The organism is Neisseria cinerea, from assembly GCF_900475315.1.
Taxonomy (GTDB): Bacteria; Pseudomonadota; Gammaproteobacteria; order Burkholderiales; family Neisseriaceae; genus Neisseria; species Neisseria cinerea.
The window spans coordinates 1,374,091-1,395,878 of record NZ_LS483369.1 but is presented as its reverse complement, the minus strand read 5'-3'; the positions used below and the strand labels follow the sequence as shown (position 1 = coordinate 1,395,878).

The 21,788-nt window shown below is 54.2% G+C and carries 19 protein-coding genes, 1 tRNA gene, 1 pseudogene and 1 riboswitch; of the genes and pseudogenes, 13 read left to right on the top strand and 8 right to left on the bottom strand.

Annotated elements, in window-relative coordinates; genetic code table 11:
* Positions 1–86: 86 nt before the first annotated feature.
* The 5 genes from DQM57_RS07195 to ptsP all read left to right on the top strand — a co-directional run bounded on the left by DQM57_RS07195 (position 87) and on the right by ptsP (position 4,183).
* On the top strand, positions 87–911 hold the full coding sequence (locus tag DQM57_RS07195; RefSeq protein WP_111727379.1) for a DNA ligase: 825 nt from the start codon (positions 87–89) through the stop codon (positions 909–911).
* A gap of 69 nt (positions 912–980) precedes the next feature.
* The gene (locus tag DQM57_RS07190) at positions 981–1,544 is read left to right on the top strand and encodes a hypoxanthine-guanine phosphoribosyltransferase (protein WP_111727730.1); all 564 of its coding nucleotides are present in this window, start codon (positions 981–983) and stop codon (positions 1,542–1,544) included.
* A gap of 88 nt (positions 1,545–1,632) precedes the next feature.
* Positions 1,633–2,070, top strand: a complete 438-nt coding sequence (locus DQM57_RS07185) for a PTS sugar transporter subunit IIA (protein ID WP_111727378.1) — start codon at positions 1,633–1,635, stop codon at positions 2,068–2,070.
* Between the two features lie 68 nt (positions 2,071–2,138).
* Complete coding sequence (locus DQM57_RS07180; RefSeq protein ID WP_003677272.1) at positions 2,139–2,408, top strand: HPr family phosphocarrier protein; 270 nt, start codon at positions 2,139–2,141, stop codon at positions 2,406–2,408.
* On the top strand, positions 2,408–4,183 hold the full coding sequence (gene ptsP / locus DQM57_RS07175) for a phosphoenolpyruvate--protein phosphotransferase (protein ID WP_108044237.1): 1,776 nt from the start codon (positions 2,408–2,410) through the stop codon (positions 4,181–4,183). The genes DQM57_RS07180 and ptsP overlap by 1 nt, the downstream gene beginning before the upstream one ends.
* A 121-nt stretch (positions 4,184–4,304) precedes the next feature.
* Here the strand turns inward: ptsP and DQM57_RS07170 are convergent, their stop codons facing one another.
* The 3 genes from DQM57_RS07170 to DQM57_RS07160 form a co-directional block, all read right to left on the bottom strand.
* On the bottom strand, positions 4,305–5,243 hold the full coding sequence (locus DQM57_RS07170; RefSeq protein ID WP_108044236.1) for an ABC transporter ATP-binding protein: 939 nt from the start codon (positions 5,241–5,243) through the stop codon (positions 4,305–4,307).
* Positions 5,244–5,251: 8 nt separating this feature from the next.
* Positions 5,252–6,127 (bottom strand): NUDIX hydrolase, encoded by an 876-nt coding sequence (locus DQM57_RS07165; protein WP_108044235.1) that lies wholly within the window; start codon positions 6,125–6,127, stop codon positions 5,252–5,254.
* A 128-nt stretch (positions 6,128–6,255) separates the two neighbouring features.
* Positions 6,256–6,332: transfer RNA gene (locus tag DQM57_RS07160), tRNA-Met, on the bottom strand.
* A gap of 348 nt (positions 6,333–6,680) precedes the next feature.
* On the opposite strand from DQM57_RS07160, the gene pilC reads away from it, so the two are divergent.
* The 3 genes and pseudogenes from pilC (at position 6,681) to thiC (ending at position 12,518) form a co-directional block, all read left to right on the top strand.
* A complete protein-coding gene (pilC, locus tag DQM57_RS07155; RefSeq protein WP_167395562.1) occupies positions 6,681–9,914 on the top strand; it encodes a PilC family type IV pilus tip adhesin in 3,234 nt (1,077 codons plus the stop codon).
* 143 nt (positions 9,915–10,057) lie between these two features.
* A pseudogene (locus DQM57_RS07150) lies at positions 10,058–10,305 on the top strand (IS1595 family transposase); the annotation flags it as partial.
* Positions 10,306–10,424: 119 nt separating this feature from the next.
* Positions 10,425–10,524: riboswitch (TPP riboswitch) on the top strand.
* Between the two features lie 92 nt (positions 10,525–10,616).
* A complete protein-coding gene (gene thiC / locus DQM57_RS07145; protein ID WP_111727377.1) occupies positions 10,617–12,518 on the top strand; it encodes a phosphomethylpyrimidine synthase ThiC in 1,902 nt (633 codons plus the stop codon).
* A gap of 102 nt (positions 12,519–12,620) precedes the next feature.
* Here thiC and DQM57_RS07140 read toward each other — a convergent pair whose 3' ends face one another.
* Genes DQM57_RS07140 through gmhB form a run of 4 tightly spaced genes read right to left on the bottom strand, consistent with a single transcriptional unit; the run spans position 12,621 to position 15,019 of the window.
* Entirely contained in the window at positions 12,621–12,944 is a 324-nt protein-coding gene (locus tag DQM57_RS07140; protein ID WP_111727376.1) for a hypothetical protein, read from the bottom strand.
* Positions 12,945–12,997: 53 nt separating this feature from the next.
* Positions 12,998–13,687, bottom strand: coding sequence for a M48 family metallopeptidase (locus DQM57_RS07135; protein ID WP_111727375.1), 690 nt, complete (start codon positions 13,685–13,687; stop codon positions 12,998–13,000).
* Positions 13,684–14,427: a lysophospholipid acyltransferase family protein gene (locus DQM57_RS07130; protein WP_003677293.1), complete on the bottom strand. Its 744-nt coding sequence runs from the start codon at positions 14,425–14,427 to the stop codon at positions 13,684–13,686. Before DQM57_RS07130 ends, DQM57_RS07135 begins: the two co-directional genes overlap by 4 nt.
* Before the next feature lie 28 nt (positions 14,428–14,455).
* Positions 14,456–15,019 carry a D-glycero-beta-D-manno-heptose 1,7-bisphosphate 7-phosphatase gene (gmhB, locus tag DQM57_RS07125; RefSeq protein ID WP_095176575.1) on the bottom strand — a complete coding sequence of 188 codons (564 nt, stop codon included), beginning with the start codon at positions 15,017–15,019 and terminating at the stop codon, positions 14,456–14,458.
* A 142-nt stretch (positions 15,020–15,161) separates the two neighbouring features.
* On the opposite strand from gmhB, the gene DQM57_RS07120 reads away from it, so the two are divergent.
* Positions 15,162–16,814 (top strand): LTA synthase family protein, encoded by a 1,653-nt coding sequence (locus DQM57_RS07120; protein ID WP_111727374.1) that lies wholly within the window; start codon positions 15,162–15,164, stop codon positions 16,812–16,814.
* Positions 16,815–16,883: 69 nt separating this feature from the next.
* Here the strand turns inward: DQM57_RS07120 and DQM57_RS07115 are convergent, their stop codons facing one another.
* Complete coding sequence (locus tag DQM57_RS07115) at positions 16,884–18,125, bottom strand: aromatic amino acid transporter (protein ID WP_111727373.1); 1,242 nt, start codon at positions 18,123–18,125, stop codon at positions 16,884–16,886.
* Between the two features lie 167 nt (positions 18,126–18,292).
* On the opposite strand from DQM57_RS07115, the gene ubiG reads away from it, so the two are divergent.
* The 4 genes from ubiG to DQM57_RS07100 all read left to right on the top strand — a co-directional run bounded on the left by ubiG (position 18,293) and on the right by DQM57_RS07100 (position 21,774).
* Positions 18,293–19,021, top strand: coding sequence for a bifunctional 2-polyprenyl-6-hydroxyphenol methylase/3-demethylubiquinol 3-O-methyltransferase UbiG (gene ubiG, locus DQM57_RS07110; protein ID WP_111727372.1), 729 nt, complete (start codon positions 18,293–18,295; stop codon positions 19,019–19,021).
* A gap of 36 nt (positions 19,022–19,057) precedes the next feature.
* A complete protein-coding gene (thrB, locus tag DQM57_RS07105) occupies positions 19,058–19,975 on the top strand; it encodes a homoserine kinase (RefSeq protein WP_111727371.1) in 918 nt (305 codons plus the stop codon).
* 24 nt (positions 19,976–19,999) lie between these two features.
* Positions 20,000–20,125, top strand: coding sequence for a hypothetical protein (locus DQM57_RS09970; RefSeq protein ID WP_269460472.1), 126 nt, complete (start codon positions 20,000–20,002; stop codon positions 20,123–20,125).
* A gap of 107 nt (positions 20,126–20,232) precedes the next feature.
* Positions 20,233–21,774 carry an ABC transporter permease gene (locus DQM57_RS07100; protein ID WP_111727370.1) on the top strand — a complete coding sequence of 514 codons (1,542 nt, stop codon included), beginning with the start codon at positions 20,233–20,235 and terminating at the stop codon, positions 21,772–21,774.
* The last annotated feature ends 14 nt before the right edge of the window (positions 21,775–21,788 follow it).

Below are 21,788 nucleotides of genomic sequence, written 5' to 3'. Positions count from 1 at the left end.
TGTTCCTAAACGGTTTTTCAGACGGCATCGGGTTTACCGTTTATTTTATGGCGGTTTGCCGCCTGTTTTGATATTTGGGGAATCAGATGATTAAGAAGACAATCAGGGGCATCATACCGATTTTTACGGCGGTTTTCATCCCTGCATCGGCAGGCGCGGCGGATTTGATGCTGGCGCAGGAATACAAAGACCAAGAGATTGCAGGCTGGGCGATGAGCGAGAAACTCGACGGCGTGCGCGCCTATTGGGACGGAAAGCACCTGATGAGCCGTCAGGGGTATGCGTTTGCTCCGCCCAAAGGTTTTACCGCGCAGTTTCCGCCTTATCCTTTGGACGGCGAATTGTATAGCGGACGCGGTCAGTTCGAGCAGATTTCCGCCGCCGTGCGTTCTGCTTCTTCAGACTGGCGCGGCATCCGCCTGCACGTTTTCGACGTACCCAAGGCGCAGGGCAACCTCTACCAACGTTTGGCAGTCGCAACGCAATGGCTGAAAACGCATCCGAACGCGCCGATTACCATCATCCAGCAAATCAAAGTGCGCGATCGGCAACACGCGATGGACTTTTTAAAACAAATCGAAGCGCAGGGCGGCGAAGGCGTGATGCTGCGCCAGCCCGAATCCCGTTACAGCGGCGGCAGGAGCAGCCAATTATTGAAGCTGAAAAGCCAATACGACGACGAATGCACGGTAACGCGGCACTATGAGGGCAAAGGGCGCAATGCCGGACGGTTGGGCGCGGTCGGCTGCAAAAACCGGCACGGCGAATTCCGCATCGGCAGCGGCTTCAAAGACAAAGACCGCGACAACCCGCCCAAAATCGGCACGCTGATTACCTACCACTACCGTGGCTTTACGCAGAAAGGTACGCCGAAATTTGCCACATTTGTGCGCGTGCGTACCGACCGCTGAGCAGGACAGTTCAGACGGCATCCGATACTTTGGTTTATAATTTTTCTTTTACCGACAGATTTTGACATGATGACCGATTTAGAAACCAAACGCCTTGAAACACAGGCAATGCTTGAAAACGCCGATCTTTTGTTCGACCAAGGTCAATGCCGTACCGCACTGCAAAAAGTGGCGGACGAGATTACGCGCGACCTGGGAGATAAATATCCGTTGCTCCTGCCCGTGATGGGCGGGGCGGTGGTGTTTACGGGGCAGTTGCTGCCGCTGTTGCGCTTTCCGTTAGATTTTGATTATGTTCATGTTTCCCGTTACGGCGACAAGCTGGAGGGCGGCGCGTTCAACTGGAAACGTATGCCCGATGCGGAACAAATCCGAGGCAGGCATGTGGTTGTGTTGGACGATATTCTGGACGAAGGGCATACGATGTCCGCCATTCAAGCCAAACTTTTGGAAATGGGTGCGGCAAGCTGCCGTTCGGCGGTGTTCGCCAATAAGCTGATCGACAAACCCAAGCCTATCCGAGCCGATTATGTCGGACTGGATGTGCCGAACCGTTATGTTTTCGGTTACGGCATGGATGCGGCAGGCTGCTGGCGCAATCTAGGCGAGATTTACGCACTGAACGGCAAATAGGCAGGCATGCCGTCTGAATGTTTTTCAGACGGCATAACGTTTATACGGCAGGTTGGCAGAAGAATTATAAACAGGACGCATATACACCATGATAGGGCTTTTAATTGTTACACACGAAACCATAGGCGAAGCCTACCGCAAGCTGGCACATCATTTTTTCCCAAGCGGGATGCCTGAAAACGTCCGCATACTCGGCGTGCAGCCGACGGAAGACCAAGACGACATCATCAACAACGCCATTGCCGCGCTTCAGGAATTTCCCGACAACGACGGCGTGCTGATTATGACCGATATTTTCGGTGCGACCCCCTGCAATGCGGCCCGCCGCCTTGTACGCGAAAACAAATCGGCCATTCTGACCGGCCTGAATGCGCCGATGATGATTAAGGCCATCCAACATTCTCCGGAGGCGGAAGACCTTGCCGCCTTCACCGAGAATGTCAGGGAGGCCGCCGTCAGGGGAATTTTCGCCATTATGTCCGCACCAGACGATTTGGTGTGCCGGAAAAACCATGATGCCGCCTGAAGGAGTGGCAGGACAAGAAAACATTTTAAACGGCGTCTGCTGCCGATATACATAAAACGGGAATCGAAATGCTCAAACAATCCATCGAAATCATCAACAAACTCGGACTTCACGCCCGTGCCTCCAGCAAATTCACCCAAACCGCGTCTCAGTTTCAAAGCGAAGTCTGGGTAACGAAAAACGGCAGCCGCGTCAACGGCAAAAGCATCATGGGCTTAATGATGCTCGCCGCCGCCAAAGGCACCGTCATCGAGCTGGAAACCGACGGCTTGGACGAAGCCGCCGCCATGAAGGCATTGACCGACTTAATCAACGACTACTTCGGCGAGGGCGAATAATGAGTATCGTGCTGCACGGTGTCGCCGCGGGCAAAGGCATCGCCATCGGACAAGCCCACCTGATTACGCGCGGCACGGCTGAAGTGCCGCAATACGACGTTTCAGACGAGCTCATCGACACCGAAGCCGCCCGTTTCGATGCCGCCATCAAAGCCACGCGCAAAGAGTTGGAACAGCTGCGCAGCGCGATTCCCGAAAACGCTCCGACCGAATTGGGCGCGTTTATTTCGCTGCACTTGATGCTGTTGACCGATGTAACCTTGTCGCGCGAACCCGTCGATATTTTAAAAGAACAAAAAATCAACGCCGAATGGGCGTTGAAACAGCAGAGCGACAAACTTGCCGCTCAGTTTGACGGCATAGGCGATGCCTATTTGCGCGAACGCAAGCAGGATATGCTGCAAGTCGTCCAGCGCATCCACAACAACCTGGTCGGGCAGGGCAACGATTTAAATGTTGCCGACAACCTGTTTGACGAAACCGTGCTGATTGCGCACGACCTTTCGCCTGCCGATACGGTTTTGTTCAGGGAGCAGCGGATTGCTGCTTTTGTAACCGATGTCGGCGGTCCGACCAGTCATACGGCGATTTTGGGCAGGAGTTTGGATATTCCTTCCGTCATCGGGCTGCACAACGCGCGCAAACTGATTACCGAAGGCGAAACAGTCATCGTGGACGGTATCAACGGTGTGTTGATTATTTCGCCGGACGAGTCAGTGTTGAACGAATACCGCCGCCGTGCCCGCGAATACCGCAGCCACAAACGCGAGTTGAACAAGCTCAAAAAGACCGCCGCCGCCACCGCCGACGGGGTCTGTATCGAGCTTTTGGGCAATATAGAATCAGCCGAAGATGTCAAATTGCTGCACAATCTCGGCGCAGACGGCATCGGGTTGTTCAGGAGCGAGTTTCTTTACCTGAACCGCGATACGATGCCGTCTGAAGACGAACAGTATGAAGTTTACAGCTCGATTGTTAAAAAAATGAAAGGCAAAAGCGTTACCATCCGAACCGTTGATTTAGGCGTGGATAAAAACCCCCGCTGGTTCGGTCAAAACGCCACCCCCAACGGCAGCCTCAACCCCGCACTGGGCATGACCGGCATCCGCCTGTGCCTTGCCGAACCGGTCATGTTCCGCACGCAGATGCGCGCCATCCTCCGCGCCGCCGCCCACGGCCCCGTGCGCATGATGTGGCCGATGATTACCTCCTTGTCCGAAGTGCGCCAATGCCTGATTCATTTGGATACCGCCCAGCGGCAGCTTACCGAGCGGGGTGAAGCCTTCGGCGATGTCGGTGTCGGCTGCATGATTGAAATCCCCTCGGCCGCGTTGACCGTCGGCAGCATTTTGAAACTGGTCGATTTTATTTCCATCGGTACCAACGACCTGATTCAATACATCTTGTCCGTCGACAGGGGCGACGACAGCGTCAGCCACCTCTACCAGCCCGGACATCCTTCCGTGTTGAAAATGCTGCAACACGTCATCCGTACCGCCAACCGTATGGAAAAAGACGTATCCGTGTGCGGCGAAATGGCGGGCGATACGGCGTTTACCCGCATCCTGCTCGGTATGGGGCTGCGCCGTTTTTCGATGAACCCCAACAATATCCTGTCGGTCAAAAACATCATCCTGCACAGCAATGCCGGACAGCTTGAAGGCGATACCGCGAAAGTCATCCGCTGCGAGGACGAGGAAAAGTCGGAAAAACTGATTAAACAAATCAACAGTGTGCCTGTCGAGGAAGAGGGCGAAGCCAAAATGCGGAAATAAATATTGTTGACAATGGAAAAAGATTGCAGTCAAATAACGCCCTTAGAAAAAATATAGCTGCTTTGGTAAAAAAATGCCGTCTGAAAGGTTTTTCGGACGGCATTTTGTTTTTAAGGAAGCATCAGCGGAAACGGACGATTTCCCGGTCTTCGATATGGATGCGTACCGTATCGTTTCCCGATATCTCACCGGCGTGCGGCATATCGAGGTTCAGCCACAGGATGCCGTATTTCGGATGGAGGACGGACAGGCTGAACGATTCGGGCAAACAGGTGCGGGATAATACGCGGCACTCCATGCCGTCTTGATCGAAATGCACCGCATGTTGCGGAATATGGCGGTCATCGTCGGTGTTGGGCAAACCCATCAGTCGGGCGACCTGCACGCAGGACGGTGTTTTGACCAATGTTTCGGGTGTGCCGTATTGTAGAATCCTACCTTCATGCATCACGGCAATTTCGTCTGCCGTCGTACAGGCTTCTTCGGGCGAATGGGTAACCAAAACGGCAGGGATGCCGCCGTTTCGGATACGTTCGGCAGTCATGCGGCGCAGCCGGTCGCGCAAATGCGTGTCCAAACTGGAAAACGATTCGTCCAGCAACAGCAGGGAAGGGCGGACAACCAAAGCGCGCGCCAGTGCCAACCGTTGCTTCTCGCCTCCGGAAAGTTTTTCAGGCTTACGGTGCGCCTCGTTTTCCAGTCCGACTTCCGCAAGTGCCGCCATGGCAAGGCGTTCGGCGTCGGTTTTTTGTATTTTTTGCATTTTCAAACCGAATGCCGTATTTTCCAGCGCACTCATATGGGGAAACAGCGCGTAATCTTGAAACATCAGCGAAATACGGCGTTTTTCGGGCGGCATACGGGTAATGTTTTCCCCGTTCAGCCATATTTCCCCGCCGTCCGGACGGATAATCCCCGCAATCATATTCAGCAGTGTTGATTTTCCGCAGCCCGACCGACCCAGCACGGCAAGTATTTTGCCGCGGCCGACAGTCAGGCAGATGTCGTCGGCGACGGTTTTATTGCCGAAGCGTTTGCAGACCTTGTTCAATTTGAGCATACCGGTTCCTAATTCCTAATGCCGCGAAGCCAGTCCGACAGAGGGTGGTTCGGGGCGATTAATCCGTAACGGTCGAATGCGTCCAAAGTAACGAGCTGGGCATCGTGCATCATGCGTCCGGACAACATGGCATCCAACAGGCCGCCAATGTCCATCTTTTCAAAACACACCACTTCGCCATCCTGATTTTCAGGCCGGAAGGTTTCGGGCAGGACGGCATCGAATACATACAGGATTTCATTGTGGACGCCGCGGTTGACGGGGCGCAGGCTGTGCAGCCGGGATACCGGACGGATAAACGGGAACAGCGTTTTATCCAAACCGGCTTCTTCGCTGCTTTCGCGACACACGGTTTCAGACGGCAATTCACCGCTGGAAACACCACCGGCGGCAGTATTGTCGAGTTTGTCGGGATCGACTGCTTTGTGCGGACTGCGCCTGCCTATCCAGAAATGCCATCGGCCGTCCGATTCGGTCAGACCGTTGAGATGGACGGCGCGGCTGAGCAGTCCGAACGGACGGAAAGCGGCGCGTTCGAGTGAGAACAAGATATTGCCGCCGCCGTCGGTCAGGTCGAAACACTCGTTGCGCCATCCGTGAAGCAGCCCCGCCTTGTTCCATGTGCGGGCGAGGTGCTGCAAGCGGCCGCCCATATCCGACCAGCCGTCCGCATTCAGAAAAATGCCGTCTGAAAACTCCGAGCAGCCTGCCCGCCAGTCTGTCTTAACGCGGTTCACCCATTCCGGCGACAGGTTTCCCAAAGGCAGGCCGTTCAGATACAGCGTTTTCCAGCAACTTTCTGCACCGTAACTTGCTTTTGCCCACTCGAACAGGGCATCAAGGTCGTGTTTGCTGACGGATTCGGTAAAACGGACGGTCGGCATGGTTGGCTTTCTTGAAAAACAGTGCGGAAGATTGTAACCAAACCGGTTGAGATTGCAACTGCGAGGGCAGTGCGCCGTTTGGCGGACAAAGCAAAACCCCTCGGTTTTAGCCGAGGGGTTTTAATATTTGGTTGCGGGAGCAGGATTCGAACCTACGACCTTCGGGTTATGAGCCCGACGAGCTACCATGCTGCTCCATCCCGCGTCAGAAGGTGAAACTATACAGAAGGCAGTACGCGGTGTCAAGCATTCTTTCCACGAAAAATCATGAAATCTTGTCCGAGGCCGATTTGTGCCTGATTTGAAATATTATTTTCGGAGCTGTGCTAGATAACCAGACCAAATTCCATTTCACTAATTTTTAAAATTGAAATTTGAGATTTATTTCATTGACCGCGATTACCTTTCCGGTCACTGCCAGAATAGCTTTCAGTCGTTATCTAGTACGGTACCAAAACAAATCACGAGCCTGCTATAATAAACTATAAGAATAAACTATAAGATAAAAATATAAAGAATAATTAATATCAAACGTTACGAGGATATAGTCATCATGAAACCAAACACAAGAATCAGCACCATCACTGCTAACATCGCCTCTGCACTGGCACTTGCCGCATCGGCACATGCCTATGCCAAAGGTTTTGCCAAAGTACCACCCTATCTGCAAAACGAAAATGTTGTTATCGAGCAGCCCAAGGTCAAACACAACATCATGTTTCTCGTGGACAACTCAGGCAGTATGTACTGGCCAGTCGGCAATGGCGATGAACACATACGCATAAAAGTCGCCCAACAGGCGTTGAACTCTGTATTGGACAAATACCAAGACCGCTTCAACTGGGGTATTCAAGGGCTGACAAACGTCTATGCGGGAAAGAGAAACTATACCTTACCCTCTGAAACCTTTAATATTTCTTGGCAAAACATGAAAAACCGGGTCGATGCCATGAGACCCTACGGTTATACACCGGCAACCCGCCGTTATTACGAGGTTGCCGCATCCGCCGTCATGCCCAATATCAAATACCGCTGCCAAAAATCCTACATCATCATGCTGTCAGATGGCGATGCCAACCTGTCGTGCAGCATTTCCGACGAAAAAACCTCGAACAAGACATTCCACCAGAATTTCAATTACGACCAAAACTACGGCGGTAATGACCAAAACACCGACCTTCCAGAAGATTTTTCGAGCGCTCTGTATAGCTATAGCAAAAACTACAAGTACAACACACCCGACTTCCAGACTGCCTACGAATATTTCGGTCCTTCCCCGATGAAAAATTTGAATACGCAGCAGCTGATCAATGTGTGCAACAAAGAAGTCGATGGCGGACACGGGTCCAGTTATTGGGATCTTGCCGGCACATTAGACGGAAAACCCGGCGGCATCGAATTTTTCAGCCGAACACTTTCCATCAAAGACATCAAAACCTCCGGCAAAGATGCGGCAGGCGTCAGCTGGAACGGCGACCCGAGCATCGACCCCAAAGGCGTGGACTACAGCAAACAGCTGGTACAGACCTTTACCGTCGGCTTCGGCAGCAGTCTCTCCCAAGACGGCAAAGCTTATCTGGCCCGCGCTGCCAGCCGCGACGATTGGTACTTCAATGCGGCCAAATCCGAAGATTTGCTGCAGGCATTTGACGATATTCTCAAACTGATTGAAGTCGATACCAGTGCCGCGCTGATTTACAGCGGAACCGGCAGCACCGCGCCTGCCACCGTTTCTTCCGGCATTCCCGAGCTTGCCGCTACCGTCCACGTTGATTCATCTTCATGGAGCAGCCGCATAGAGTTCGACAAACTCGCTTCCAGCGGACACAGACAGAAACAAAATCCGAAAACCGTACAACCTTCGTTTGCCAACCGCAGAACCCTCATCAATACAGGTTCTGCCGTGTACGATATCGCACGTCTGCAAGGCGACGAGCTGAACAATGCCTATTTCGGCATTGCCGATTCTGTTACGCCCGACAAAAACAGGGGAGAATGGCTGGATTTGCTAAAATGGACGGCGCGTATCGGCAAAGACAGTGATATTGCCAACCGTGCCAAAACACAGGACTACAGCCAAAACTACCGCATCCGTCTGCAAGGGCAGCGCGACTTGGGCGATATTTTGGATGGAAGTATTGCTACAGTAGGCGAAATACAGCACAACCGCCGCCGTTATCTGGCAGCCGCCGCCAACGACGGCATGGTTCACCTGTTTGAAAGCACCGGCAACCCCGACCATCCCTACGACCTCAAAATCAGCTATATCCCTGCAGGCATTGAAGGCGAAAGCGGAGAAACTTTGGGCAAAACCCTGAAATACATTGCCAAAGAAGACTATCCGAAATTGCTGGCAAACCACCGCTATACCGTCAACGGCGGTTTTACCCTGCGCCAAACCGATCCCGTCGGCGGAAAAAGCCACACCCTGATTTTCGGTGCAACCGGTCAGGGCGGACGCGGTGCATACGCACTCAATATTGATGCCGTCAACGACGACAAACCGGAAGCAACCCTTCCCCTGTTCGAAACGCCCAAAGGAGAAGCCAACACGCTCGGCTATACCGTCGGCACACCTCAAATCGCCCGTATATCTGTAAACCGTGCCGTCGACAACGCACATCCTCTGATTGCCGAACACGTGCGCTATGCCGGTTTCCTTGCCAGCGGTTATCGTAAGGAAAACCCGAGTGATGCAGCCAATGAAACCGCACTTTATATTTACGATATGTTGGGCAAAGAAGCCGGCAGCAACAACCGTACCCACGGCGACACCGTCGGCAAACCGGGAGATTTGATTGCCAAAATCACCGCACCGAAAGGCATAGGCGGGCTTTCCACACCCGCCGTCATCGATACCGATTTCGACGGTCTTGCCGACCTTGCCTATGCCGGCGACCGCGGAGGCAATATGTACCGCTTCGATTTGCGCGGCAAAACCCCCAAAGACTGGAAAGCCGTACAGATTTTCCAAGGCAGCGGGCAGCCCGTTACCTCCGCCCCTGCCGTTTCACGCCGTCCCAACGGCAGCTACGTCGTCATTTTCGGTACGGGCAGCGAAATCTATCAGGACGATTTGACCAACGACGCGCAGCAATCCGCCTACGGCATTTACGACAATCCCCATGCTGAAAACGACACCGGTTTCGAAGCCGCCACACGCGACCAACTGCAAACCCAAACCGTCAGCGAAGACAAAGGCTTTCTCTATGTGAGCGACCACGGTATCGAAAGCAGTCAAAAAGGCTGGAAAATCGACCTTGCCCGAGGCGAGCGCATTACCGTCAAACCGACCATAATTCTGCGTACCGCCGTATTGACCATCCACAGCTACACCCGTTCGGGACAAAAACACACCACCGAGCCCGAAGATGTCTGCCTGCCTACCAGCAGCGACCGGACCACAACTGCCAAAACGACCATTCTCGGTCTACATGCCGACAACGGCGGCGCACTCACCACGCGCAGCGCACGCTTCACTCCCGACAGCTCCGCACGTACTGACAACGGCAAAACTTTTTTAGCCAACGGCGTAACCCGCAACGGTCTGCTGAACTTCAGCTATCTTGATGCCAAACGTGTCTCCGAAAATCCCACCAGCCTCGACGGCGAAATCGGAGGCAGCGGCAAGGACAATGCCCTGCAAACGTCTGCAGCCATTCCCAACAACCGCTGTTTCTCCGAAAAAGCCGCACGCACGCTGCTTCTGAATGCTACCGACAATCTCGACGTACAAGGCAGACGCTGCGGTATCCGTCGCATCAGCTGGCGCGAACTGTTCTTCTGATTGGAAATACCGTTGATAAAAAAATGCCGTCTGAACAACATCAGGTTGTTCAGACGGCATTTCTCCATCTGTCAGACAGATTGCACGGATAAAAACGTTTGGTGCTGTACTAGATACCGACCAAAAATCCCATTTAGGTTAGAATAAACCAACGAGAAAAAAGTCGCTTAAGTCGGCATAAACAAAATTAACCCGTTGAACCGTTTGTCTTATGTGTCTCAGCAAGAACAGCCGGTGAATTGTTTAATGTAAACAAAATACAGCCGCTTATTGCTTTTATCGATTACGCTTACTCATCTATCAAACAAGCCTGCATTTGGAAATACTTGAAGGCGGGATTGAAGCCGATGAAAGCTATTCCGGTGGTACCCGGAAAGGTAAACGCGGTCAGTGAAATAAATCTCAAATTCCAATTTTAAAAAATTAGTGAAATGGAATTTTGGTCTGGTTATCTAGTACAGCCCTTTATTTTCTTTACAAAAGTTCATGTTCGTGGTTTAATTTTGGTTAACATTGAAACAGGGGTGCTGCCTGATGTTCAGGCGGCTGAGAAATACCCTTTACACCCGATCGGGATAATACCTGCGTGGGGAGTTTTCACGGATTCTGTCTTTCAGACGGCATTTTTTGATACTCGGGCCGTTTGAAAAAGCAAAGTGCTCCTGTTTCTTTATTCTAAACGAGAAAACAGGAGCATTTTTTATGACTACGCCAAAAAAAACCGCCAAAACTTCCGGCAATGAAGCGCGCGAGCTTGCCGACTTGAGCGAAGACATCGGCATCCGCTTTAAATATCCGAACTCGGAGCGCGTGTATCTGCAAGGCAGCCGCGACGACATCCGCGTGCCTTTGCGTGAAATCCGTCAGGACGACACTTACACGGCGCAAGGTACGGAAGCCAATCCGCCCATTCCCGTCTATGACACCAGCGGCGTGTACGGCGATCCGGCGGCACACATCGACCTGAAACAAGGCTTGCCGCACATCCGCACTGCATGGCTGGACGAATGCGGCGATACCGAAATCCTGCCCAAGCTCTCCAGCGAATACGGCATCGAACGCGCGCATGACCCGCAAACCGCCCACCTGCGTTTCAACCAAATCACCCGTCCGCGCCGTGCCAAAGCCGGCCGCAACGTAACCCAGCTGCACTATGCGCGCCAAGGCATTATCACGCCTGAAATGGAGTTTGTCGCCATACGCGAACGCATGAAGCTGGACGAACTTTTCAGACGGCCTGAATACGTCAAGCTCTTGAAACAGCACGCAGGACAAAGTTTCGGTGCGAACATCCCGACCCATCCAGACCAAATCACGCCCGAATTCGTGCGCCAAGAAATCGCCGCCGGACGCGCGATTATCCCTGCCAACATCAACCACCCCGAACTCGAACCGATGATTATCGGCCGCAACTTCCGCGTCAAAATCAACGGCAACTTGGGCAATTCCGCCGTAACCTCCAGCCTGACCGAAGAAGTCGAAAAAATGGTGTGGTCGCTGCGTTGGGGCGCGGACACGATTATGGATTTGTCCACCGGCGCGCACATCCATGAAACGCGCGAATGGATTATCCGCAACGCGCCAGTCCCCATCGGCACCGTGCCTATCTATCAGGCTTTGGAAAAAACCGGCGGTATTGCCGAAGATTTGACTTGGGATTTGTTCCGCGACACCTTAATCGAACAGGCGGAACAAGGTGTGGACTATTTCACCATACACGCAGGCGTGTTGCTGCGTTATGTGCCGATGACCGCCAACCGCCTCACCGGTATCGTATCCCGCGGCGGTTCGATTATGGCGAAATGGTGTCTCGCCCACCACAAAGAAAACTTCCTCTACACGCATTTCGACGAAATCTGTGAAATCATGAAGGCGTATGATGTGTCGTTCAGCCTCGGCGACGGCCTGCGCCCCGGCTGTATTGCCGATGCCAACGACGAATCCCAATTTGCCGAGCTGCACACCTTGGGTGAATTGACCGATAAAGCGTGGAAACACGACGTACAAGTCATGATCGAAGGCCCCGGCCATGTGCCGCTGCAACGGGTGAAAGAAAACATGACCGAAGAGCTGCAACATTGCTTTGAAGCGCCTTTCTACACACTCGGCCCGCTCGTTACCGACATCGCCCCGGGCTACGACCACATCACCTCGGGCATAGGCGCGACCAATATCGGCTGGTACGGCACAGCCATGCTCTGCTACGTTACCCCGAAAGAGCATTTGGGACTGCCCGACAAAGAAGACGTGCGCACCGGCATCATCACCTACAAACTCGCCGCCCACGCCGCCGACCTCGCCAAAGGCTGGCCGGGCGCACAGTTGCGCGACAACGCCCTGAGCAAGGCGCGTTTCGAGTTCCGCTGGCGCGACCAATTCCGCTTAAGCCTCGACCCCGAACGCGCTGAAAGCTTCCACGACGAAACCCTGCCTGCCGAAGGCGCGAAGATCGCCCACTTCTGCTCGATGTGCGGCCCCAAATTCTGCTCGATGAAAATCACGCAGGAAGTGCGCGACTACGCCGACAAGCAAAAAGCCCAACAGCAAGGCATGGAAGAAAAAGCGATTGAGTTCGTCAAAAAAGGAGCGAAGCTTTATAGCTAAACGTCAAGCAAAAAATGCCGTCTGAAAACCGGATGTCGGGTTTCAGACGGCATTTTTGTTTTCAAACGGGGTACGGTTCTGAGCTGGTGTGCGGACGGAAGCCTATTTTGCAGGAACCGATCCGCTTACGGACGATTCGCTGCCGGAGGCAGGCTTTTGCACTCTTTTGTCGGTAAATACGCAAACGACGCCGGCATTGTTGTAGGTAATGTTGTAGTTGGTGTCGCAGTATTGGGCGACCGCAAAGAGCGGGAGTTGCTCATTTCCCCATCGGGTCGGATTGAAGAAAGACAGTTCGCCGTTTACGCATTTCCGGGCTTCTTCGTCATTAGAATATATACATATCCTGCTTTGATCGACAGGCGGTTTTTGTGCAGCCTGTTCTTTGCATCCGGCGAGCGCGGTCAGGACGGCGAGTTTCTTCATATTGAATCTCCCGTGTAGGTTGAATGCAGAAATGCCGTCTGAAACGGATGGCATTATCCCAAAATAAAAAGTTCCCTGCCGCGGTCTTTGAGCCATTGCTTGGCTTCGTCCGCGTAGGGTGCGAAGCGGCGGGTCAGCGCCCAGAATGCGCGGCTGTGGTCGGCGTGGGCGAGGTGGCAGAGTTCGTGTATGCAGACATAGTCGGCAACGTATTCCGGTGCGCCGACCAACCGCCAGTTGAGGCGTATGCCTGTGGTTTTGCGGCACACGCCCCAGAAGGTTTTGGCAGAGGTTAGCGAGGAGGAGGCGGGGAACAGTTGTGTGGTGCGGGCGTGGTGTTCGAGGCGGGGAAGCAGGTAGCTTTGGGCCTGCCGTTTCAGAAAGGTTGCCAACAGTGCCGCCTGTTTGTCGTGCGTGTCTTCGGGAACGCGGATTTCAGACGGCATCAGCAGGATTTGCGTGTCTTGATGGGCGGTGAGGGCAAGCTGCCTGCCGTGGAACCAGATATGTTCGGGCAGCCGGTTTGCCGTATTGTGCGGCGGTGTTTTCGCCAGTGTTCGCCGCAGGACGGCTTCGTTTTCGTACAGCCAGCGGTTTAGAGCGGAGATGGAGAAGCAGGGTGGGATGCTGATGCTGACGGTATGTGTGCCGATAGGGCGGATAATCAGGTTTTTCTTGGCACGGCGCTTGATTTCTATGGTCAGTTTCATGCCGTCTGAAAGAGTGTGGATCAGGGAGGTCATACGGTTTCAGACGGCATTTTGGCGGCAAACGGGCCTGCACCGGAAATGAGCGGCTGCTGCGTTTCGATGAGGTGTTCGCATTTTTCCATCAATTCGGCTTCGCTGCCGCTTGCGTGCGGGATAGTCGGACAGATGACGACGGTGATTTCGCCCGGATATTTCAGAAAGGAATTTTTCGGCCAAAATTCGCCGCTGTTGAGGGCGACGGGGACGATGTCCATCTCAAACATTTTCGCCATGCGCGCGCCGCCGAGCTTGTATTTGCCGCGTTTTCCGGGCGCAAGGCGCGTGCCTTCGGGGAAAATGGTAATCCAATAGCCTTCGTTTTTACGCGCTAACCCCTGTTTTATGAGCTGTTCGTTGGCTTCGCGGCGGTTGTTGCGGTCTATGCCTATGGTTTTGACCAGCTTCAAACCCCAGCCGAAAAAGGGGATTTTGAACAACTCGCGCTTGGCAACGTAAACCTGCGGCGGAAAAATGTCCTGGAGGGCAAGCGTTTCCCAGCCGCTTTGGTGTTTGGCGCAGATAACGGCGGGGCGGTCCGGAATGTTTTCCGCGCCGATGATACGGTATTTGAGCCCGACGATGTGTTTGAGCGACCAGTTGAGGATACCGACCCAGACCCGCGCCATCTTGTGCGCCCCGTCACGGAAAGGCGAGGCGAGCAGCATAAAGGGAAAGAGGAAAATCAGGCTGGAACAGAGTATCAGCCAGTAAATCAGGTTGCGGATGATGAGCATGGTTTTGCCTTGTCGGAATGCGGTATGTTCAGTCGGCTTGCGGTGCGGCGTTTTCCTGCATGATGTATTGTGAGAAATCGAGCAGGGTATCGAAAACCTGTGTGTGTTCGGGCAATTCGTGTCCGTGTTGGGAGAGCGTTTTTTTGCCTTTTCCGGTCAGAACCAGCGCGGGTTTTCCGCCGACGGCATCGATTGCCTGCAAATCGCGCAGGCTGTCGCCGACCAGCCAAGTTTCCGAAGCTTGGGCGTTGAAGCGTTCGAGGATGTCTTCAATCATGCCCGGTTTGGGCTTGCGGCAGCCGCAGCCGTCGGCGCCGGTATGCGGGCAGAACCAGATGCCGTCGATTTCCCCGCCTGCCTGACGGATGAGGCGGTGCATTTTGGCATGCATTTCGGTGAGGTCTTGAACGGTAAAATATTTGCGGCCGATGCCGGATTGGTTGGTGGCGACGGCAACGGTGCAGCCTGCCTGCGTCAGGAATGCCACCGCATCCATGCTGCCTTCGATAGGTATCCACTCGTCAACGGATTTGACGAAGTCGTCGCGGTCCTGGTTGATGACGCCGTCGCGGTCGAGAATGATGAGTTTCATCACGGTTCCTTTGGGTTGGGCAGGTTCGGGGATGGCATTATACTGAAATATCGGTGGAAATGCGCCTGTGCTGCATTATAATGCACGCTTTCGATAATAATTCGCAATGGCTCAGGTATGCCGTTTTGAGGAGTGGGGCGGGATGGTTGCCTATGTTTTCCTGTTTTTGTTTGTAACGGCGGCGTTGGTGCTGATTGTCAGGTCGCACTACCGCTGGACGTATTTTTTCGCGTCCGCGCTGTTTGTCTTTTTGGCGGGCGGTATGCTGATGTTGACGGCGCAGTGGCAGCGCGCCTTGAATTTCGCTTCGGTCTGGTTTGTGGTGCTGATACTGTTCCACAGGCTGAAAATCCATTATTACAAACAGCCGCTGTTGATTTCCGACTTTTTGCTGATTGCCGACTGGCGGAATTGGGAAACGCTGTTCCATTATAAGGAAGCGGTTATCGGTATGGCGGGGCTGCTGGCTTTGGCGGCATATGCGGTTTTCGGCTGGAGCGGTGCGGATACTTTGGGTGTGCCGTGGCGGTGGGCGGGCGCGGTTTTGTTTGCGGCGGCGTTCGTGTCAATGCGGCATTTTTCCAAACATCCGGGCGCGGTAAAGACGTGGCTGGACTCGCTGCCGGACGACGGGCGCGACGTGTTTTTGAACCTGCCGATGTCCTGTCGGGCGGTGTTTTTCCAAGTACCCGTGTTCGAGGGCGATGGAGAGGGGTTTGCCAAACAGATGCCGTCTGAAACCCAGCCGTGCGGCATGTCGGATGAAAAACCCGATATTGTCGTTACCCTGATGGAATCGACGCTCGATCCGCACTGTTTCGACTTTGCCGCCGCCAAGATTCCCGATTTGAAAATGTTCGGACGGCAGGAAGATACCGTATTTTCCTCACCTTTGCGCGTGCATACTTTCGGCGGCGCAACGTGGAAGTCCGAATTTGCGTTTTTGGCGGGTGTTCCGTCCACGGATTTCGGCGCGTTGGCAAGCGGCGTGTTTTACTCGGTCGTACCGCATTTGCAGACCGGTTTTGTCCGCAACCTGCGCGAACACGGTTATTTTTGCGTGGCGCTCTCGCCGTTTACCAAGGGCAACTACAATGCCAAGGCAGCATATGACCATTTCGGCTTTAATCTGATGTTCCAGCCGCAAGATTTGGGCTATCCCGCGCCGATGGGCAAAAACCTGTGGCACATTTCCAGTGAGGAAATGATGCAGTATGTGCGGATGATTTTGGAAAAACGCCATCCCGATTTGGAAAACGTGCGCCAACCGATGTTCGTATATGTGCTGACCATGAAGGAGCACGGGCCGTATCGGACGGATACCGATAATGTGTTTGATTTGGATGTGCCCGATTTGAATGCGAAAACCATATCCGCGCTTAATGACTACATCGGGCGCATTGCCGATTTGGACAAAGCGGTGGAAAGTTTCGACCGTTATCTGCACGAACGCGGAAAACCCTTTGTTTTCGGTTATTTCGGCGATCATCAGGTACCGTTTGAGGGCGTGTCCGTCAGGAAGAAATGGGATTACGCGCAGCCGGATTATGTAACGCAGTTTGCCGTCAGGAGCAATATTGCTGGCGGATTCGTACAGCGGCAGGATTTCCTCGACCTTGCCTTTGCAGGCGGCGTGCTGATGGAGGCGGCGGGTTTGGAAGCCAAAGACGGCTTCATGCGTGCGAATATGGCGATGCGCGGTTTGTGCGGCGGAGGGTTGGAAGACTGCCCGAACCGGGAGTTGGTCGGAAATTACCGCAACTATCTGTACGACGTTTTGAAAATTGCCCGTTAGCTTTTTGCCGCATGGCTGCAACGGTTACGAAAATGCCGTCTGAAAACTCGTTCAGACGGCATTTTGCCTTTATCCTTTAAATACGGGGACGAGTTCCATTTGGCTCAATACCTGTGCGGCGATGTTGACGATGCCGAAAAGGAAGACCCAAACCATCAGCCACAAGCCGCCGTAAACTTTATAGGTTTTGCCTGCGCCGAATTTTTTGCGCGAACGGTAGAGCAGCATGGCGGGGATGATGCCTGTCCAGACGGTTGCCGCCAGGCCGACGTAGCCGATGGCGGTAACGAAACCGGTGGGGAAGAGCAGGCAGGAAATTAGAGGCGGCAGGAAGGTCAGCGCGGCGGTTTTGGTGCGGCCGGAGATGCTGTCGTTCCATTTGAAGATGTCGGCGATGTAGTCGAACAGACCTAAGGTTACGCCTAAAAACGAGGTGGCGATTGCCATGTAGGAAAACAGGGACAATATTTTATCCATATTGCCGGTTTGGGCGAATTTGGACAGGGTTTCAATCAGGACGGAGACTTGCCCTTCGGCGGCGATGACGGGGGCGAACTCGTTGCGCGGCAGGTTGCCTTGGATGGCAATTTGCCAGAGGACGTAAATCACTAGCGCAATCAGTGTGCCCGTCCAGATCGATTTAGCTACTTTGGGCGCGTCGCCTTTAAAGTATTTGAGCAGGCTGGAGACGTTGCCGTGGAAGCCGAAGGAAGCGAGGCAGACGGGCAGGGCGGTGGCGACATAAATCCAGTAACTGGTGCCGACGGGGGCTTGGGTGTCGAAGAGGACGGGCATTTTGGCATCGGCAATCAGGCCGCCGGTTGCCCAAATAAAGGTTAATACCATGCCGCCGATGAGGACGCTGGTGAAGCGGTCGACCAAGCGTGCGGATGTCCATACGCAAAAGGCGAGAATGCCGAAGAAGACGAGTTGTCCGACGGTGAGTGAAACGTCGCCGCCTACCGCGCTGCCCAGCCCTTTGGCGGTCAGGTCGCCGCCGACGAAGATGTAGGCGTAGGTAAGCAGGTATAAAACGAAAGCGACGGCGATGCCGTTGATGATGTTCCAGCTCCGTCCGAGCAGGTCTTTGACCATGGTGTCGAAACTTGCGCCGTGCGGATAGTGGGTGTTGACTTCCAAAATCATCAGGCCGCTGGAGAGCATGGAAAACCAGGTGTACAGCAACACGGCCAGCGAGCCGGTAAACCATACGCCGGATGTGGCGGTCGGGTTGGCAAGCATGCCTGCGCCGATAACCGTACCGGCGATAATCATCGCGCCGCCGAACAGGGAAGGGGTTTTGGTTGACATATTTTATCTTTCTGACGAAAAGCGTGGCCGCCATTATGCCGTAAAGTGCGGGGGGCTGTAAGGTGTTTGCGGTCATGCCGTCTGAAAGTCTGTTCAGACGGCATGACGTTCCATAGTATAATCTTTTTCCTTTTGGGCAACGGCGGACGCCGCCGTGTTTTTGAATGATGGGAGGCAGGATGTCTGACAGAAAATATAATGTGGACGCAGAGGAAATTGCCAAATTCAGCCGGATTGCCGACAAATGGTGGGATAAATCGGGCGAATTCAAGCCCTTGCATGACATCAATCCGCTCCGGCTCGATTATATCGACGGACACGCGGATTTGTGCGGCAAACGTGTTTTGGATGTAGGCTGCGGCGGCGGCATCCTTGCGGAAAGCATGGCGCGGCGCGGTGCGGCGTTTGTCAAAGGCATCGACATGGCGGAGCAGTCGCTGGAAACCGCCCGCCTGCACGCGGCTTTGAATAATGTCGCCGATATCGAATACGAATGTATCCGCGTGGAAGACCTTGCCGAGGCGGAACCGCACTCGTTCGATGTGGTAACGTGCATGGAAATGATGGAACACGTCCCCGATCCCGCCGCCATCGTGCGTGCTTGTGCCAAGCTGGTCAAACCGGACGGCATGGTGTTTTTTTCTACCATCAATAAAAACCCGAAATCGTACCTGCATCTGATTGTGGCGGCGGAATATCTGTTGAAGTTTGTCCCCAAAGGCACGCACGACTGGAAAAAATTCATCACGCCTGCCGAGCTGGCGCGGATGTGCCGTCAGGCGGGCTTGGATGTGGCGGATACGAAGGGTATGACTTACCATGTTTTGTCGCAAACTTATGCCTTGTGCGATTCGACCGATGTGAATTATATGTTTGCCTGCCGTCCGGCGTTCTGACGGCGGGTTTGCCCGTTTTTGAGCAAGTGAGTTGATATGTCTGTCTATACCAGTGTTTCCGATGATGAAATGCGCGGCTTCCTGAGCGGTTACGATTTGGGGGAATTTGTTTCCCTGCAGGGTATCGCGCAGGGGATTACCAACAGCAATTATTTTCTGACGACGACTTCGGGACGTTATGTGCTGACCGTGTTTGAAGTGTTGAAACAGGAAGAGCTGCCGTTTTTTCTGGAGCTTAACCGGCATTTGAGTATGAAGGGCGTGGCGGTTGCCGCGCCGATTGCGCGCAAAGACGGCCGGCTCGATTCCGTTTTGGCGGGCAAGCCTGCCTGCCTGGTTGCTTGCCTGAAAGGTTCGGATACTGCGCTGCCGACGGCGGAGCAGTGCTTCCATACCGGTGCGATGTTGGCCAAAATGCACCTTGCCGCCGCCGATTTCCCTTTGGAAATGGAAAACCCGCGTTACGATGCGTGGTGGACGGAGGCGTGCGCCCGACTGCTGCCCGTCCTGTCGCAAGACGATGCCGCGCTGCTGTGTTCCGAAATCGATGCGCTGAAGGAGAATCTCGGCAATCATCTGCCTTCGGGCATCATCCATGCCGACCTGTTTAAAGACAATGTGTTGCTTGACGGCGGTCAGGTATCGGGCTTTATCGATTTCTATTATGCCTGCCGGGGCAATTTTATGTATGACTTGGCGATTGCGGTCAACGATTGGGCAAGGACGGCGGACAATAAGTTGGATGAGGCGTTGAAAAAGGCGTTTATCGGCGGTTATGAGGGCGTGCGCCCCTTGAGCGCCGAAGAAAAGGCGTATTTCCCGACCGCCCAACGTGCCGGCTGCATCCGTTTTTGGGTGTCGCGCCTGTTGGATTTTCATTTTCCGCAGGAGGGCGAGATGACGTTTATCAAAGACCCGAACGCATTCCGCAACCTGCTGTTGAGTTTGGGTTGATACCGTCTGCCGGGTAGGAATCCGATGCCGTCTGAAAGGGTTTCAGACGGCATTTTGTTTCGGGTTTGGATGTGTTTTCCGGATGTTTTCCGGTTCGGCGTACCGGTTTCGGCTGCTTTGTTACGCACCCGCGCCGGTGTTTGCCTCTGAATTCCGGCGGTTGGCGGCAGTTTGACTGCGGACGGATAAAATTGTGCAGTCATTTTTGATTGGCTTTGGGTACAATCCAGCCATTATGTTTTGAAATGGGAAAACGGATGGATATGCGGCGTTGGGTGGTTGTCGGATTGGTTACGCTGCCGCCCCTGTTTTTTTTGACCGCGATGGTGCTTGCGCCTTTATGGGCGATGGCGGCGTATGACGGTTTTGCATGGGGCGCGGTGCTGTCGGATGCCTATATGCTCGAACGTTTGGCATGGACGGTATTTCAGGCGGCGGCAACCTGTATCTTGGTGCTTCCCTTGGGCGTACCTGTCGCGTGGGTGCTGGCGCGGCTGGCGTTCCCGGGGCGGACTTTTGTGCTGCGCCTGCTGATGCTGCCTTTCGTGATGCCCACGTTGGTGGCGGGTGTGGGCGTGCTGGCCCTGTTCGGGACGGACGGCCTGTTGTGGCGCGGCTGGCAGGATACGCCGTATTTGTTGTTGTACGGCAATGTGTTTTTTAACCTTCCTGTGTTGGTCAGGGCGGCATATCAGGGGTTTGTTCAAGTGCCTGCGGCACGGCTTCAGACGGCACGGACATTGGGCGCGGGGGCGTGGCGGCGGTTTTGGGACATTGAAATGCCCGTTTTGCGCCCGTGGCTTGCCGGCGGCGTGTGCCTTGTTTTCCTGTATTGTTTTTCCGGGTTCGGGCTGGCGCTGCTGCTGGGCGGCAGCCGTTATGCCACGGTCGAAGTGGAAATTTACCAGTTGGTCATGTTCGAACTCGATATGGCGGTTGCTTCGGTGCTGGTGTGGCTGGTGTTGGGGGTAACGGCGGCGGCGGGATTGCTGTATGCGTGGTTCGGCAGACGCGCGGGTTCGGATAAGGCGGTTTCCCCTGTGATGCCGTCTGAACCGCAGTCGGTCGGGGAATATGTGCTGCTGGCGTTTGCGGCGGCGGTGTTGGGTATATGCTGCCTGTTCCCGCTGGCGGCGGTCGTGGTAAAGGCCTGTTCTGCGGGAGAATCTTGGCAGGTGTTGGCGGAACGCGAAACTTGGCAGGCGGTGTGGAATACTTTGCGCTTCTCTGCGGCGGCGGTATTTTCGGCGGCGGTATTGGGTGTCATGTATGCGGCGGCGGCGCAGCGGTTGGCGTGGATGCGCGGGCTGATGTTTTTGCCGTTTATGGTGTCGCCGGTTTGTGTTTCGGCAGGCGTGCTGCTGCTTTATCCGCAGTGGACGGCTTCGTTGCCGTTGCTGCTGGCGATGTATGCGCTGCTGGCTTATCCGTTTGTGGCAAAAGATGTTTTATCGGCCTGGGATGCACTGCCGCCGGATTACGGCAGGGCGGCGGCGGGTTTGGGCGCAAACGGCTTTCAGACGGCATACCGTATTACGCTCCCCCTCTTGAAACCGGCGTTGCGGCGCGGCCTGACTTTGGCGGCGGCAACCTGCGTGGGCGAATTTGCGGCGACATTGTTCCTGTCGCGTCCGGAATGGCAGACGTTGACGACTTTGATTTATGCCTATTTGGGGCGTGCGGGTGAGGACAATTATGCGCGGGCAATGGTGTTGACATTGCTGTTGTCGGCATTTGCGGTGTGCATTTTCCTGCTGTTGGACAACGGCGAAGGCGGAAAACAGACGGAAACGTTATAATGTGAACCCTTTTT